Annotated in this window: 14 protein-coding genes; all 14 read left to right on the top strand. The window is 38.1% G+C overall.

The window, feature by feature from the left end:
- Window positions 1-29 precede the first annotated feature (29 nt).
- The 14 genes from FJR09_RS23620 to FJR09_RS23685 all read left to right on the top strand — a co-directional run bounded on the left by FJR09_RS23620 (window position 30) and on the right by FJR09_RS23685 (window position 14,796).
- The gene (locus tag FJR09_RS23620) at window positions 30-284 is read left to right on the top strand and encodes an alpha-1,2-fucosyltransferase (RefSeq protein ID WP_015080988.1); all 255 of its coding nucleotides are present in this window, start codon (window positions 30-32) and stop codon (window positions 282-284) included.
- Window positions 285-357: 73 nt separating this feature from the next.
- The gene (locus FJR09_RS23625) at window positions 358-1,311 is read left to right on the top strand and encodes a glycosyltransferase family 2 protein (RefSeq protein ID WP_015080989.1); all 954 of its coding nucleotides are present in this window, start codon (window positions 358-360) and stop codon (window positions 1,309-1,311) included.
- A gap of 96 nt (window positions 1,312-1,407) precedes the next feature.
- Window positions 1,408-2,463: a glycosyltransferase family 2 protein gene (locus FJR09_RS23630; RefSeq protein WP_015080990.1), complete on the top strand. Its 1,056-nt coding sequence runs from the start codon at window positions 1,408-1,410 to the stop codon at window positions 2,461-2,463.
- Window positions 2,464-2,497: 34 nt separating this feature from the next.
- Window positions 2,498-3,715, top strand: coding sequence for a glycosyltransferase family 4 protein (locus tag FJR09_RS23635; protein WP_168651926.1), 1,218 nt, complete (start codon window positions 2,498-2,500; stop codon window positions 3,713-3,715).
- Between the two features lie 56 nt (window positions 3,716-3,771).
- Window positions 3,772-4,740: a beta-1,6-N-acetylglucosaminyltransferase gene (locus tag FJR09_RS23640; protein WP_168652505.1), complete on the top strand. Its 969-nt coding sequence runs from the start codon at window positions 3,772-3,774 to the stop codon at window positions 4,738-4,740.
- Window positions 4,741-4,871: 131 nt separating this feature from the next.
- Window positions 4,872-6,107: a glycosyltransferase family 4 protein gene (locus FJR09_RS23645; protein ID WP_015080993.1), complete on the top strand. Its 1,236-nt coding sequence runs from the start codon at window positions 4,872-4,874 to the stop codon at window positions 6,105-6,107.
- A 54-nt stretch (window positions 6,108-6,161) separates the two neighbouring features.
- Window positions 6,162-7,289 (top strand): glycosyltransferase family 1 protein, encoded by a 1,128-nt coding sequence (locus FJR09_RS23650; protein WP_015080994.1) that lies wholly within the window; start codon window positions 6,162-6,164, stop codon window positions 7,287-7,289.
- Window positions 7,290-7,320: 31 nt separating this feature from the next.
- Window positions 7,321-8,136 (top strand): glycosyltransferase family A protein, encoded by an 816-nt coding sequence (locus FJR09_RS23655; RefSeq protein WP_158310540.1) that lies wholly within the window; start codon window positions 7,321-7,323, stop codon window positions 8,134-8,136.
- 4 nt (window positions 8,137-8,140) lie between these two features.
- Window positions 8,141-9,274, top strand: coding sequence for a glycosyltransferase (locus tag FJR09_RS23660; protein ID WP_015080996.1), 1,134 nt, complete (start codon window positions 8,141-8,143; stop codon window positions 9,272-9,274).
- Window positions 9,275-9,467: 193 nt separating this feature from the next.
- Complete coding sequence (locus FJR09_RS23665; RefSeq protein WP_217361138.1) at window positions 9,468-10,325, top strand: FkbM family methyltransferase; 858 nt, start codon at window positions 9,468-9,470, stop codon at window positions 10,323-10,325.
- A 149-nt stretch (window positions 10,326-10,474) separates the two neighbouring features.
- Window positions 10,475-11,878, top strand: coding sequence for a hypothetical protein (locus FJR09_RS23670; RefSeq protein ID WP_015080998.1), 1,404 nt, complete (start codon window positions 10,475-10,477; stop codon window positions 11,876-11,878).
- On the top strand, window positions 11,875-13,137 hold the full coding sequence (locus tag FJR09_RS23675; protein ID WP_015080999.1) for a glycosyltransferase family 4 protein: 1,263 nt from the start codon (window positions 11,875-11,877) through the stop codon (window positions 13,135-13,137). The genes FJR09_RS23670 and FJR09_RS23675 overlap by 4 nt, the downstream gene beginning before the upstream one ends.
- Before the next feature lie 39 nt (window positions 13,138-13,176).
- Window positions 13,177-14,304 carry a glycosyltransferase family 1 protein gene (locus FJR09_RS23680; RefSeq protein WP_015081000.1) on the top strand — a complete coding sequence of 376 codons (1,128 nt, stop codon included), beginning with the start codon at window positions 13,177-13,179 and terminating at the stop codon, window positions 14,302-14,304.
- A gap of 306 nt (window positions 14,305-14,610) precedes the next feature.
- Window positions 14,611-14,796, top strand: coding sequence for a HetP family heterocyst commitment protein (locus FJR09_RS23685; protein WP_168654208.1), 186 nt, complete (start codon window positions 14,611-14,613; stop codon window positions 14,794-14,796).
- The last annotated feature ends 92 nt before the right edge of the window (window positions 14,797-14,888 follow it).

Below are 14,888 nucleotides of genomic sequence, written 5' to 3' on the forward strand. Positions count from 1 at the left end.
AAAAATTATCTCCGTGTCAAGTTATTTATGTGGAAGGATTTACACCTGCAAAATCCTTGTATTTAATGAGTCAATGTAAGCATTTTGTGATTGCAAACAGCACCTTTAGTTGGTGGGGTGCTTGGTTATCAGAGCATAAAGATAAGTTGATAGTTCGCCCCGAACCCTGGAATAATCAACAATCTATTTTATCTGACTTTCTTCCACCTGGTTGGATTGGATTACCTAAACATCCCATCCTTAAGTCTTCGGCAATATCTAAATCACTTTTTTCGGGCGGCTAAAAAACTCTTGGTTTTCCTTCAACAATACCTTTGCCAAACAAAATAAGACTCTATAATAAGAGGATTAAGTAATATGGAACCCCTGGTAACAATCATTGTCACTGTTTTTAAACGAGTTGAATTTATCCGAGAGGCTATTGAGAGCGTTTTAGCACAAACATTTGAGTCCTATGAAATTATTGTTACAGACGATGCAGATAGCGAAGCTGCAAAAACTATTTGCGAATCAGTTAGTAGACCTGATCGAGTTCGTTATCGGTCTAACAAGCGGAGACTTGGTGTAGCATTAAATCTCCGTGTTGCCATATTGCAAGCAAGAGGGAAATATGTGGCTATTCTCAATGATGATGATTATTGGGAACCTAATTTCTTGTTTCGACTAGTATTGCCATTAGAGCAAGATTCTGGACGCGTATTAGCATTTAGCGATCATTGGATCATGCTTCAAGATGGCAAAATTGATATGCAACAAACCGATAGAAATACAAAGATATTCAAAAGAGATAAACTTTCTGAAGGTGAGTTAAGAAACACAACCGATCTCGCGCTCAACAAAACAATTCCCCTTGTACAGGCATCTGTTTTCCGAAAAGAGTTTCTAGATACCGATTTACTCGTTACTAATGTTTCTGGAGCTTATGATTTCTGGATTACTTGTTTACTCGCAGTTAGTGGTCAGCCATTTTACTATGTTGCGGAACGTTTAACTCGTTATAGAACACATCCCCAGATGGAAACGCTTAGACTGGCTGCTGATAAATTTGAGCCAGAAGTTTTCATATACCGTAGTTTGCTGCAAGCGAATTACTTTCCTGAATGGCAAAAGTTTATTGAACAGCAGTTAGCATATATGTTGTATAGGTGTGGTAGGGCCAGATTGGAATTTAACGATATTCAAAAAGCTCGCCAATTATTTAAAGAATCATTACGCTTATTTCTGTCCTGGAAAGCTGTACTAAGGCTGAGTATTACTTACCTTCCTAAACCAATCCGTTTAGGCTTGTCCTTCACTCAAATAGTTAATTAATTTCATCACTATCTCAACTTAAAAGTAACTACTCCTCTCAAAATTCTTAGATGTTTCTCATATTCACCGCAATATTAATTAATAAGCATTACAGTTATGGATAAGAATTTGATTGTAAGTATCATCATCAACAACTACAATTATGATCGCTTTCTGTCAGAAGCAATCAATAGCGCCATTAACCAAACCTATCCTCATACTGAAATTATTGTTGTTGATGATGGTTCAACTGACAATTCCCGTAATATTATTGATGGATATGGCGATTGCATCATTCCCATCTTTCAAGAAAACGGTAAACAAGCTGCGGCTCTAAATAGTGGCTTTGCATCCAGTCATGGTGATATTATCCTTTTTCTTGATTCTGATGACTGTCTCTTGCCTAATGCAGTTGAGCAGGTTGTAGAGGCATGGAAACCGGGAGTTGGCAAAGTTCACTACCGCTTACAAGTCGTAGATACCGAAAAGCAACCATTAGGATATTACATTCCTACGACTGAAGCGAAGTTATCTTCTGGAGAGGTATGGCGACATTTGCTCCAAACCAGTGGCTATACAAGTACGCCCATGAGTGGTAATGCTTACAGTCGAACTGCTCTAACTAATGTTTTCCCAATTCCCGATGACTATAAGACCACAGCAGATGACTATTTGATGATCTCAACACCATTTTATGGTGAGGTTGTGGGCATTGAAGAACCACTTGGGTTATATCGCATTCACAACAGTAACCAATGGGCGTTGACATCAGTTTCCGGCAGCCGATTTCGCCGATTTGTGCAACATGACTTGCAAAACTTTTCTCTGCTGCTACAACGCGCTAAGGAGTTCGGTCTAGAAGTTCCTAATGACTTGGAAAAGAGATCCCTGGGTCGTTTGTGGTCACGTTTAGCATCGCTGCGTCTAGAACCTCAAGTCCATCCTGTTGTTTCAGATAATTCACTTCAACTTATTTATTGGGGGTTTCGGTCTCTCTGGAAATATTCTGACTTTAACTGGCAGAAACGATGTATTTATAGCATCTTTTTTCTCTGGGTTGGACTGATGCCAGTTCCACTAGCAAAATTGGGTTTTACCTGGTTATATGCTCCCCACCTTCGTCCAAAAACAATTGATCGGATATTAATTAAAATTCGCACATTAGTTAAATAAGCCGCCAATAATTATTGATCAAAGATTCAGATTTATGAAGACTCCATTTCGTTTAGGCGTTGTTTTTACCCATCCAACTCAACATCACGGTCCTCTATGGAAAAAGCTCAATGAACAAGCGGGTCTTTCAGTCAAAGTATTTTATCTGTGCAATGAAAACCAAGCGAGTGGTGACGTTCTACTGGGTGGAAATTCTCAACCTTGGGATGTTGACTTATTGAGTGGCTACGAGTATGATTACCTCAAAGATTTTTCTGGAAGAGTACCATCCGAACAAAAAAAGAACGCTATCAGCCCAGAGTTGTTCAATAGTCTCACTCTAGATAACTTAGATGCCATTTTTATGCAGAGTTTTGTTAATTACTCTTACCGATTAACTGCTCTGCTGTGTAAACTTCGTGGCATTCCTTTAATCATGCAGAACGATGCAACCATCATGTCCGATTGTCGCTATAGTCGCTCGCGGCAAATTATGATGGCGATTCTTTACCCCTGGATGCTTAACTTAGCAGATTATTGGCTTTCATGCGGCGACCATAATGAAATCCACCTGCGTCATTATGGTGTTGCAGACGAAAAAATTGTCCGTGGGTGTCACCCCGTAGATGGTGAACGATTTGAGCAATCAATTAGGCAAAACCAAGACGAAATTCGGAAAATTCGCCGAGACCTTAGTTGGAATGAGGATACTTTAATCTATGGTTTTGCAGGTAAATATATAGAGCGGAAAAATCCCTTTGAATTTATTGAAGCTATAGAAAAAGCACATCAACGTGATCCGCGTGTCAGAGGAATCATGATTGGTGGAGGTGACTTAGAATCCGAGATTAATCAACGTCTTAGTCAACTTCGCAATGGAGAGGTTATCAACCTTGGTTTTGTGAATCAAACCAAAATTCCGCTTTACTATGCAGCGATGGATGTTTTTGTAGTCACATCTTGGATCGATCCTCATCCCCTTGTAGTTTCAGAAGCAATGGTCTCAGGTTGTCCACCTATTTTGAGCGATCGCTGTGGTAATTGGGGGTATAACGATACAGTTCGGCATTGTTACAATGGTCTGGTCTATCCTTGTGGTAATTCTGATGTCTTAGCAGACAGGATGCTAGAAATGATTGATATTGAGACTCGCAAGCAGTACAGCACAAAGTCGAAAGAAGTCTTTTACGGACAAGATATCTACTGCGAAGTCAAAGCTTTTTTGAAAGTGATAGAACGAATCAAACAAGGCGTTGAAGATAGCTATCATTAGAATCTGTTATTTTTCAAATTTAAATTGGCATTTTTGTCAGTTAAGGAGTTTCTCTCATGGTTAAGATAGCCTACTTAGTGTTAGCTCATCATGATCCAATTCACTTGGAAAGATTAGTCAAATCTATTGATTATAATGCTCATATTTTTATCCATTTAGACCAAAAAACAAACATTGATAGCTATATACATATTGCTGAAATGAAGTCAGTAGATTTTATTTCCGAGAGAATAAAAGTCTATTGGGGAGGGATTACAATGATCAAAGCAACTTTGACTCTTATTAAAGCTGCATTGGCTGCCAAAGAAAATTTTTCACATTTGGTGCTGCTCTCTGGTTCTGATTATCCGATTAAACCTGTATCCACATTCTATGATTTTTTGCAAAGTAATCCTGATAGAGAATTTATTAAGCTTACTGACCTCAATGAATCACCATTCCCCTCAAAAGAACGACTCACTAACTACTGGTTTATGGAACCTTTCCAACCTTTTTATAATGATAGATTCTTTAGACGAGTATTACAAAAAATATTCCATTTAGGAGTGACAAAAAAGCCTCTAAACAATGTTTCAATAGTTTGGGGTAGCCAATGGTGGGCAATTACTCCTGAATGTGCAGCTTTCATTTTGCAATATCTAGAAGAAAATCCAGTTTTTATAAATTTTTATAAATATGCTCACGCACCTGATGAACATTTTTTCCATACAGTTGTAGCTAACTCTCCTTTTCTGGAAAAAGCAGGAGGGTTTCGAGATGAAATTAGGTGGCCTCACGAAGTTTCAAATATTACGCTAAACTTTGAGGGGAGAATTTTTGCTGAAGATGATTATGAGTTTCTTGAGGACTTGTCTTTAAATAGAAAACCAACCGAACAGCGAATGTCTAAAGAATTGTGCAACCTAATGGATACATCATTAATCCGCGGAGCTTTTAGTTACTATGACTTTTTCTTTGCTAGAAAATTTACAACAAACAAATCTTCTCGCTTACTTGATCTGATAGATAAGAATCTTCTTTGTTGAAAATTGAATTTAAGGACACCTCGAAAAATTCAAACTGCAAGGTTTTGAAAATTTATTGGCATCAAAAATATCGAGAAATTTGAAATCCACAAAAATAGTTGATTTATTGGAAATTTAGTAGAGGCTTAGAGATGAAGATTGCATTCATTAGCTACGATTACCCGCCAGATACTGGAGGTGGGGGGATTGCCACCTATGTGGGGCAAGCCGCCAATATGTTGCAAAACAGAGGAAATCTGGTAGAAGTTTTTACAGCAAGTCACCATCGCTCAGGTGTGGAAATTGAAGCAAGTGGTGTCAGGATTCATCGGATTCAAGTTCAGAATAGAAAGCTATTTCCTCACGAAATTGCTCCAGTTTTTGCCAAACATCATGCTTTAGTTCAATTTGATGTCTTAGAAGGACCCGACTTTGGTGCTGAAGCGGCTGGAGGAATCCACCTTGTTCCTGAGCTTCCCCTAGTCGTCAAGCTTCACACTCCTAATGGAATTTTCCGTCAGGTTCAAGCAGCGACCATAACGGAGTTTCTCCCCAAGCTCAGAGCGAAGCTTGGTGCCTGCCATCAATGGCTTAATCCCCATTCGATTGAGAACATTGAGAAGAGCCATGCTCATGATGCTGATGTAATTGCTGCCCCCTCAAATCTGATTGGTGAATTGTTGATTAAGCAATGGAAACTAGATCGCCAAAAAGTACACATCTTTCCACTTCCATATATTCCCTCTCCTGAGACGCTAAGTATTCCCATTGAACAAAAAGCCAGTCAGGTTGTCACATTTGTTGGGCGCTTGGAAATTAGAAAAGGTGTACTCGAACTTGCTCAAGCAATTCCAGATATCCTAAAACATTGCCCGGATGCAAAATTTCGTTTTGTTGGACAAGCAATGCAATCACCTAATCCTAAGCAAAATATGCAGCAGTATCTTGAAAAACTTTTACATCCTTATTGCCACTCACTCGAATTCATTGGACCCGTTCCCAACACTCAAATCCCATTCATGCTTAGTCAGACAGATGTATGCATTTTTCCCAGTTTGTTTGATAACTTCCCTTTAGTTTGCTTAGAGGCAATGGCTGCTGGTTGTGCTGTGATTGGCAGTGTTACTAGCGGTATGGTTGAAATGATCAACACTGATGCTTGCGGAAGATTAGTAACACCAAATTCCCCACAACAAATTACTCAATCTACGATCGAACTGTTGCAGAATCCAGAACTACGCTTTCAGATTGGAATAGCTGCTCGTGAGCGAATTTTACAGGAATATAATCTTGAGCGCATTGGAGATTTACAGGAGAAGAGTTATCAAGTTGCAATTGAAACTAGACAAAGATTGGGAACTCGTCGAAAATTTTCAATCTTTGCCTAATAGATAGGCATTGCTTGTGTGGAGATATCAAATCAATTTATTTGGAGATATGCAATGCGGTTAGTGATTGTTCGCAGAGAACCTGGTGTTGCTCTGAGTATGGATGTCTATGCTGACAATTTAGTTACCGAATTAAAGGCAATCCGTCCAAATTGGGAAATTGTCGAGGTTGCACCCCATCCTTGGAGCAAAAGCCAAGAAAACCTGTGGCACTCTGGCACTGGTATCCGCAAGTATTACGAACGCTATTGGCATCATCCCCAACAAGTTTGTCAGGTAGAAGGAGACATTTATCACATTATTGATCATACCAATGCTCATGTTGCCTATTGGTTGAAAAAGAAAGGCAAACCTATTATTATTACCTGTCACGACTTAGTGCAATTTGTCTATCCAGAAATTCTCAAAGGACAATCCCGTTTTCCCGCTTTCAGTATGGCATCTTGGCAATTTTCAGTTAAAGGAATGTGTTATGTTGATTGTGTCATTGCTGTTTCCTCAAATACAGCTAAGGATGCTCATGAAAGGTTGGGTATTGCATTAGATAAAATTGTGGTAGTTCCCAACGGAGTTGAAGCATCGTTTCAGCCATTACCATCAGAAGAAATAAAATATTTTCGGCAAAAATATCAGAGATTACCTGAAGAAATCTGTTTACTTAATGTTGGTTCAACTCACCAACGAAAGAACATTATTACTGTGTTGAAAGTGCTAAAAACTCTAAAACAGAGAGGAATATCAGTGCGTCTTTGGCGCTCAGGAGGCAAATTTATGGCAGAGCAAACAGCCTTTATCAAAGAACATAATCTTGATCAAGACATTCTTGATTTTGGTATTGCTGATAAAAATATTCTGCTTCAAGTTTACAATGCAGCCGATGTTCTCTTAGCACCATCTCTTTATGAAGGTTTTGGTTTGACGGTTCTAGAAGCAATGGCTTGCGGATTACCCGTAATTACTTCAAACATTTCTTCTTTACCAGAAGTTAGTAAAGGTGCGGCTATCTTAGTTAACCCGATGAACATTGAAGCAATGCTAGAAGCAGCCCAGCGAATTAAGCAAGATCCTCTCTATCACCAGCATTTAGTAGACCAAGGGCTATTAAGAGCAAGGTGTTTTAGCTGGGAAAAAACAGCCAAGCAGGTTGCCGAAATTTATGAAAATATTACACACCAAGGCTAACTAAAGAGGTTATATGCGGTTTTCACTGGTCATGGCTACGATCAATAGAGATCAAGAAATTAGCCGTTTTTTAGCAAAGCTAGACGCTCAAACCTATCAAGATTTTGAATTGATTATTGTTGATCAAAACTCAGATAATCGCTTACGTAGGGTTATAGAAACCTATCAAAATCACTTTACGATTCGTCATTTGCGTTCTTCTGTTCCTGGTGCATCGCGATCGCGAAATCTAGGTCTAAGAGAAGCAAAAGGAGATATTATCGGCTTTCCAGATGATGACTGCTGGTATCCTGAAGATTTGTTGGCACAAGTAAACAGTTATTTTAAGAATAATTCTGAATGGGATGTAGTGTCAGGTTCTTCTGCCGGAGAAAGTTATTGGGATCGACACCCAGGGACGGTAAATCAATTTAATGTTTGGAAGCGAGGAATCGAATATTCCGTATTTTTTCGCCGTGACCTAGTTCTAAAAATCGGTGAATTAGATGAATCTTTCGGACCAGGATCAGGTAGTCCATGCTGGGCTGGGGAAATCACAGATTATATGTTGCGTGCGCTGAATATTGGTTGTCATATTTACTATGATCCCAATCTGGTAATACATCATCCTGGTCCAATTTATACTAATCAAAGCAGCAAATTAGATGTAATCAAGCCCTATCATTATGCCATAGGTAAAGGCAGAGTTTTACGTAAATCAAATGCCCCACTTTGGTTTTTTGCCTATCAATGTATCAAACCTTTAACAAAATCATTATTGGGATTAATTCAGCAACGTCCAGAGCAACAACAGCTTTGTTGGGCAGTTTTTCAAGGAATTTTACAAGGATGGAAGGCAGAGGTTTAACTTCATGAAAATATACCTTTATCTAAAACATTTTCCGTCTCATGATCATAGTTTAAATGATGGCACTAGTAAGGCTGTTCATGGTCTTGCTGCTGGCTTGACAGCTTGTGGATCTGATGTAACAGTCCTTTGTGAAGGTACACGTAAGGATGATGTATGTCAAGCGCAAATGGGATATCAGATTGCATCATTTGCAAGTGAGAGTACCAAACCATCCTTCAAAGTTTCCTCCAGTTTGCAACAGTACATTTCCCTCAATTCCCAACAAAGTCTTTTTATTCTCAATGGCATTTTTCATCGCAGTGTTTATATATTATCGCGATTTCTAAAAAGACACTCTTTACCCTATGTAGTCGCACCTCATGATCCTTACCATCCGACAATTTTTCATAAAAATGCCTACATAAAGTGGGTATACTGGTATCTTCTAGAGCGTCCCATGTTGAACCAAGCTTGTGCAGTGCAGCTTTTAGATAAACGTCATGGTGAATGGCTGCATCGGCTTAATATCAAAACACCCATTATTGAAGTGCCTAACGGTTTTTCACTAGCTGATGTTCATCCAGAATCTACTCTGAGTTGGAATGCGGATGATGTGCCTAAGTTTTTGTTTTTGGGGCGTTTAGATGCCTATAACAAAGGACTTGATATCTTACTCAATGCTTTTGCCCAACTTACCGAAGTTCCAGAATGGAAACTAACAATTCAAGGACCAGACTGGGGCGATCGCGAAACTCTTAAACAGCAAGCACAGCAACTCGGCTTATCTCAGCAGATTACTTTTCTCGAACCTGATTACAATCTGTCCCCATCAGCCATTATTGCTCCCTACGATGTCTTCTGCATTGTATCCCGCTTTGAAGGATTCAGTTTATCTGCAATGGAAGCAATGTTGGCAGGTCGAGTTTTGGTGGTTTCAGATATTGCCGGCATAGCACCGTATGTTGAGGCAAGTGACTGTGGTGTTGTCGTCAAGTCAGAACCACAAGCAATCAAATCAGGAATTTTGTCATTACTTGCTCGTCGTTCTGAATGGAAAGAAATGGGATTGAGAGGAAGACAGTACATTTTAGAGAATTTGCACTGGCAAAAGATTGCTGCACGAGCAATGGAGGAATATCTTTACTTACAAAAATGAAGCGGAATATTAGTAGAGAATTAATGAAAGAAGAGTTGGCTAATGAAGTAGTTTTGAACGAGTAGATTAGATATATTTTCAAATAGGTAAATTTTCTATTGCGGAAGAGTAATATAAAAGGTTTATTTATCTATTGAATCCACATCTAAAAATTTTAGATTTGCACATGAATAAGTTGATTGGAGAAAAACAGATGACCATAGGAAGAAAAATTTTGGAAATACTTCAAGACGAGCGTCCAATACGTCGCTTAATGGCAGGTTTCATTGGCAGATCTGGGCTTGCGAGGCTATTTAGAATTAGGTTTCAGGTTCAGGACTATGAAATTTTTTTTAATCCAACTGGCCTTAGTAGTCTTTATTGGTACAAACCAACTGTTGGAAGTAAAGATTATGAGTTTATTTCCAGTTTCTTAAAAGAGGGTGACACATATATAGATATAGGAGCAAATATTGGAACTACTTTGATACCAGCAGCTAAATGTATTGGAAAAAGTGGTAAGGCAATAGCCTTTGAGCCTCATCCTAAGACATATTCATATCTTCGAGAAAATGTAGATTTAAATAAGTTGGGTGACGTGAAAATTAACAATTGTGCTGTGGGAAATAGCGATGGATATATTTACTTTACCAATAAGTTTACAGACGAAATAAACCAAGTTTCAAGTACATCTGAAAATAGCATCGAAGTTCCCATTGTATCCCTAGATAATTATTTAATGGAGATTAGTAACATTTCTCTTTTGAAGTTAGATGTTGAGGGGTATGAAAAATATGTTCTTGAAGCTGCTCAGGAAACTCTTGAAAAAGTAAACTGCATTTACTTTGAAGTGTGTCCCAAAAACTACGAGAATTTTGGATATCAATCTTCAGATGTCCTGACATTGGTTGAGAAATCTGGGTTTAGACTTTTTCAGAGAAAGGATGAAGCAAAAGAACTTGTACCTGTGAGTAATCAATATGTGCCTTTATCTGGTTTAGAAAATCTTTTTGGCATCAAAAATATAGAGGATTTTCAAAATAGAACTCAATGGAAAGTAAAGTTTGAATAATGCAGAATGTTGACAACATTTTACAAATAATACAAATAACTAGATCGCATATATTAATCTAGTTACTATTCTCTATCCCACTAAGCTTTCTTTATTGCATCAAATGGAAAAATTCTATATACATTCTCCAGTCATACAATAGGCAAATTATGTATTTGCATTCACCCACAACTAAGAAACCAAAAAAGAAAGGATGGATTGATAATACAAGCTTAATTATCCTTGCCTTTTCCGTAGTTTTCTACTCCCGAATTTTTTGTGCAATCACTCGCGCTCCTTCAATCCTGAACCTTGCTCACTTCGCAGTTGTTCCCTTTGTTTTAGGCGTTGTATTATTTACCAGTCGGGCAAAAGATCGCAAACAAATTAATATTGCCTATTCTTTTGTATTAGGACTTTTGATTTTTCTGGTCACAGTTTTAGCTAGTGCATTATGGAATAACACAGGCTTAATTAATGCCGTCGTCTCTTTCATGATGCTTTGCGAACCTTTCATTTTTCTGTTAGCGATAGTCTGTATTCCCATGTCTTTTAAATCCATTACCCGCCTTAAAAAGTGGTTGATGTGGTCTGTTTTGATTAACTTTGTTCTCGCTGCTGTTCAAAAACCCCTAATTGATGCAGGGAAACTCTATGCGAAGGGACTCAATGGAACGGACGGATGTGGTGGAGTCTTTTTCCCTACAGGGGCTGGGAATTATGTATCGGCTTCGGTATCAGTTGCCTTTGCTTTATATTTCTTCACTAATGAAAAAACTTTTCCATTATGGATGAGAATCGCGGTAATTATCGCTGCTTTTTGGCAGATTCTATTTTCTGATTCCAAACAACTTCTGCTTGCATATCTAATCGCCTGGGGTCTTTTAGTTTTAGCAAATTCCCATGATATTGGTAAAAGTATAAAATTGCTGAGTGCGATCGCTCTCTTCGGATACGGGTTCCTTTGGTGCGTACAAAACCTAGAAGCATTTGCTGGATTTACAGCTTGGGCGCGACCGGAACTTTACGGACCAGATGGTTATGCTTGGTATACCAAATTCTACTCGGTGCGTTCCATTTTATCTCATTATCAATCCCCTCTGGATTGGTTCTTGGGTCTTGGTCCAGGACATACTGTAAGCCGTTTAGGAGTATGGTTTCTTAGAGATTATTGGTCTATACTCGGACCACTAGGTGCTACCACCAATCCAATTAGTCAGGAAGCAATGGAATTTTGTGGTAATTCTTGGCTTTGTATGGGTTCTACTCTTTTCATGCCCATTTTTGGTTGGGCTGGAATATGGGGAGATTTAGGACTTTTGGGTGTAGGTACATACCTATTTTTATCCTACTTAGCTTGGCAACATTTTGGTCTAGATGATTCTTTAAAAGTTACTTTACTAACTGTTCTCGTCATGGGTTTGATTTTTACTCAAATGGAAGAACCCGGCTTCATGCTTTCTATCGCCTTTATTTTAGGACTAGCATGGCAAGAACGACAACTGAAGAAACAGATACGACAGAGGCAAGAGAGAGAAAGAATTTCCCAATTACCAATTACTAATTCCCTATGAAGATTTTAATATCTGCTTACTCCTGCGAACCTGGTATGGGTTCTGAACCTGGTGTGGGTTGGAATATTGCCCGCGAAGCTGCTAAATACCATGAAGTTTGGGTACTCACCCGACCCGATGAAAGTCAGGATATTATTAACGCAGAATTGGCACGCCACCCCATTCCCAATCTTCACTTTGTTTACTTTACTTTGCCCTTTTGGCAAGATAGCCGACGCTGGGGACAGTCTGGGGGAATGCAGTTTCACTATTACCTCTGGCAAATTCAAGCCTATTTTGTCGCCCGTGACTTACATCAGAAAATTGGCTTTGACTTGAGCCATCATGTTACCTTTGTTAAGTATTCCAGTCCTTGCTTCCTCTCACTCCTGCCCATTCCCCTAGTTTGGGGTCCTGTAGGTGGTGGAGAATCAGCACCAGCAAGCTTTTGGCAAGATTTTAGCTTAAATGGCAAAATTTACGAAATTGCTCGTAGCGGCGCTCGCTGGCTAGGAGAAAAAGACCCCTTTGTCCGTCTGACTGCTCAAAGAAGTGCTGTAGTCCGAGCCACAACTAAAGATACAGCCCAGTGTCTCTATAAAATGGGTGTGAATCATGTGCATATTTTGCCGGAATCAGGGTTATCAGCGGCAGACATAGACCATCTAAATCAATATGAAATCCCTAATGAGCCAATAGTAAAATTTATTAGCATGGGTAGACTTTTGCATTGGAAAGGCTTTCATTTAGGATTGCGTGCCTTTGCTCAAGCAAATCTACCGAATACAGAATACTGGATTGTGGGAGATGGACCCCAATGGCATCACCTGCAAACTTTGGCATCAGATTTAGGAATTGCTAAAAAAGTTAAATTTTGGGGTAGGTTGCCTCGTGAAAAGGCTTTAGATTTATTAAAAGATTGTCATGTGCTAGTTCATCCCAGCTTACATGATTCTGGTGGGTGGGTCTGTATGGAAGCAATGGCAGCAAGTCGTCCTATCATCTGTTTAGATTTAGGGGGACCTGCTGTTCAAGTTACAGATGAAACTGGTTTTAAGATTACTGCTAATGAACCATATCAAGCTGTCCGTGATTTAGCGGCCGCAATGATTCATTTAGTTCAAAACCCAGAACTAATAGTGAGTATGGGTCAGGCAGGTCGGAAACTAGTCAATGAAAACTACAGTTGGCAGATTGTGGGAGAGCGTTTGCACAAACTTTATTTAGAGATTGCCAGCAAGAAGGTATCACAAACTGACGTTATATCTCAAGTTTTTTGAACCTAAATTTAACTAATTAATTTTTCCCATTTTCATAATATGCACATATTAATTGCTGCTTTACACAGACCAACAAAACCAACGGGTGTTTGCCGACACGCTGCAAATCTAGCTCAATGTTTGGCTGATACTCCAGAGGTTAGCAAGGTGACTTTAATTGTCGGAACATGGCAGAAAGATTACTTTGAACAATTTTTTCATTCCCCAAAAATTCAATTAATTACTGTAGATATTAAAAATAGTTCCTTGGCAAGAAATATCTGGTTTTTATTTGGTTTACCAAGGTTGGTAAAGCAGTTTAGTCCTGATATTGTCCATTTATCTTTTCCTTTTCCTTTTTTACGACCACTTTTTCCTTGTCCTGTTGTTTCGACAATTCACGATTTGTATCCTTATGAAAAACCAGAGGTTTTTGGATATCCAAATGTGATCTTTAATCGCTTGTTTTTAAAACAATGTATAGAACATAGTGATGGTCTTACCTGTGTTTCTAAATCTACTTTAAGCAGTCTTAATTCCTATTTTCCCAAAACTCAAACACTCAAACCCATTGCTGTTATTTATAATTACGTGGATTTTAGTAATATTGTTGCTGAACCACCTCATAATTTAGATATTAGTGATCATGATTCTTTTCTGTTATGTGTCGCTCAACATCGAAAAAATAAAAATATAGATTTGTTAATTCAATCATTTTCTTTTTTAAAGAAAAATGGTTATTTAAAAGATGAGACTAAGCTAATAGTTGTTGGTAGTACAGGACCAGAAACAGAGAGTTTAGTTAATCAAATTCAGCATCTATCTCTTCAAGATCAAGTGCTGCTAATTCATGCAATTAAAGACCATGAATTATGTTGGTTATATCAAAAATGTGAAATTTTTGTAGCCGCTTCATCTCAAGAAGGATTTTGTTTACCATTAGCAGAAGCTCTATATTTTTCTTGTGAAGTAGTTTGCTCAGATATTCCCATATTTAGAGAAATTGGTAGTTCTAGCTGTTGTTATTTTGATGTTGAACGTGATACTGTCAAAAATCTCTCACAAGCCATTATTTCTACTTTAGAACAGCCTGTAAATAGAACTGCTAATGATCTTCAATTTTCTAAATTGGATGTAGCAAATCAATATCTAAAATTTTACTCTACATTTTCCTTTATTAGTCAGTAGGGATTTTTAACTGAAAAGTATCCCGGAGGGGCTTAGTATTTCTAAACCCCTTGCTTGCCACGCAACTGAAAAAATAAAAAAATTAACATAAAAAAAGAGAAAAATATTATATAATTATTCCCGTTAAATTTACACGTTAATTAAATGTAAAAAATAAGAGCGAAAAAATCATCAAGTTAATCAAAAAATAATTCATGTATTAGGAGGGTAATTTTCGGTAGTCTTAAAAAGAAGCCTTTGCTGATAGGTATCAGGAAAGTCTTCAAAAAAATTGGATGATTGTTGTTACCAACAGGAGTGCAGATTATGAGTCAAAATTTTAACGATTATAATTCATCTGTTCACAAAAAAATCAAGACTGAACAAATAGAGCAAATAATCAAAGCGATTATATCTGGTAAATATTCTTGGGCTTGTGTTCTAGTTTTACAATTTGCTGGTTACAACCCTATGGACTATATCCCCAGGGGAAACGCATCTAAATTATCTTGACAGAATACTATATTAGTGCATCAATATGGGAAAATATCTAACTTCATTCAAAATCTGATAAATTCCTTTATTAAAATTATAAAAATTTCATA

Source organism: Dolichospermum sp. UHCC 0406, from assembly GCF_009712025.1.
Classification (GTDB): domain Bacteria; phylum Cyanobacteriota; class Cyanobacteriia; order Cyanobacteriales; family Nostocaceae; genus Dolichospermum; species Dolichospermum lemmermannii.

Excerpts from the sequence above, each read along its gene's own strand:
- FJR09_RS23625 (WP_015080989.1), top strand. The coding sequence starts at position 358 with ATGGAACCCCTGGTAACAATCATTGTCACTGTTTTTAAACGAGTTGAA.
- FJR09_RS23630 (WP_015080990.1), top strand. The coding sequence starts at position 1,408 with ATGGATAAGAATTTGATTGTAAGTATCATCATCAACAACTACAATTAT.
- FJR09_RS23635 (WP_168651926.1), top strand. The coding sequence starts at position 2,498 with ATGAAGACTCCATTTCGTTTAGGCGTTGTTTTTACCCATCCAACTCAA.
- FJR09_RS23640 (WP_168652505.1), top strand. The coding sequence starts at position 3,772 with ATGGTTAAGATAGCCTACTTAGTGTTAGCTCATCATGATCCAATTCAC.
- FJR09_RS23645 (WP_015080993.1), top strand. The coding sequence starts at position 4,872 with ATGAAGATTGCATTCATTAGCTACGATTACCCGCCAGATACTGGAGGT.
- FJR09_RS23650 (WP_015080994.1), top strand. The coding sequence starts at position 6,162 with ATGCGGTTAGTGATTGTTCGCAGAGAACCTGGTGTTGCTCTGAGTATG.
- FJR09_RS23655 (WP_158310540.1), top strand. The coding sequence starts at position 7,321 with ATGGCTACGATCAATAGAGATCAAGAAATTAGCCGTTTTTTAGCAAAG.
- FJR09_RS23660 (WP_015080996.1), top strand. The coding sequence starts at position 8,141 with ATGAAAATATACCTTTATCTAAAACATTTTCCGTCTCATGATCATAGT.
- FJR09_RS23665 (WP_217361138.1), top strand. The coding sequence starts at position 9,468 with ATGACCATAGGAAGAAAAATTTTGGAAATACTTCAAGACGAGCGTCCA.
- FJR09_RS23670 (WP_015080998.1), top strand. The coding sequence starts at position 10,475 with ATGTATTTGCATTCACCCACAACTAAGAAACCAAAAAAGAAAGGATGG.
- FJR09_RS23675 (WP_015080999.1), top strand. The coding sequence starts at position 11,875 with ATGAAGATTTTAATATCTGCTTACTCCTGCGAACCTGGTATGGGTTCT.
- FJR09_RS23680 (WP_015081000.1), top strand. The coding sequence starts at position 13,177 with ATGCACATATTAATTGCTGCTTTACACAGACCAACAAAACCAACGGGT.
- FJR09_RS23685 (WP_168654208.1), top strand. The coding sequence starts at position 14,611 with ATGAGTCAAAATTTTAACGATTATAATTCATCTGTTCACAAAAAAATC.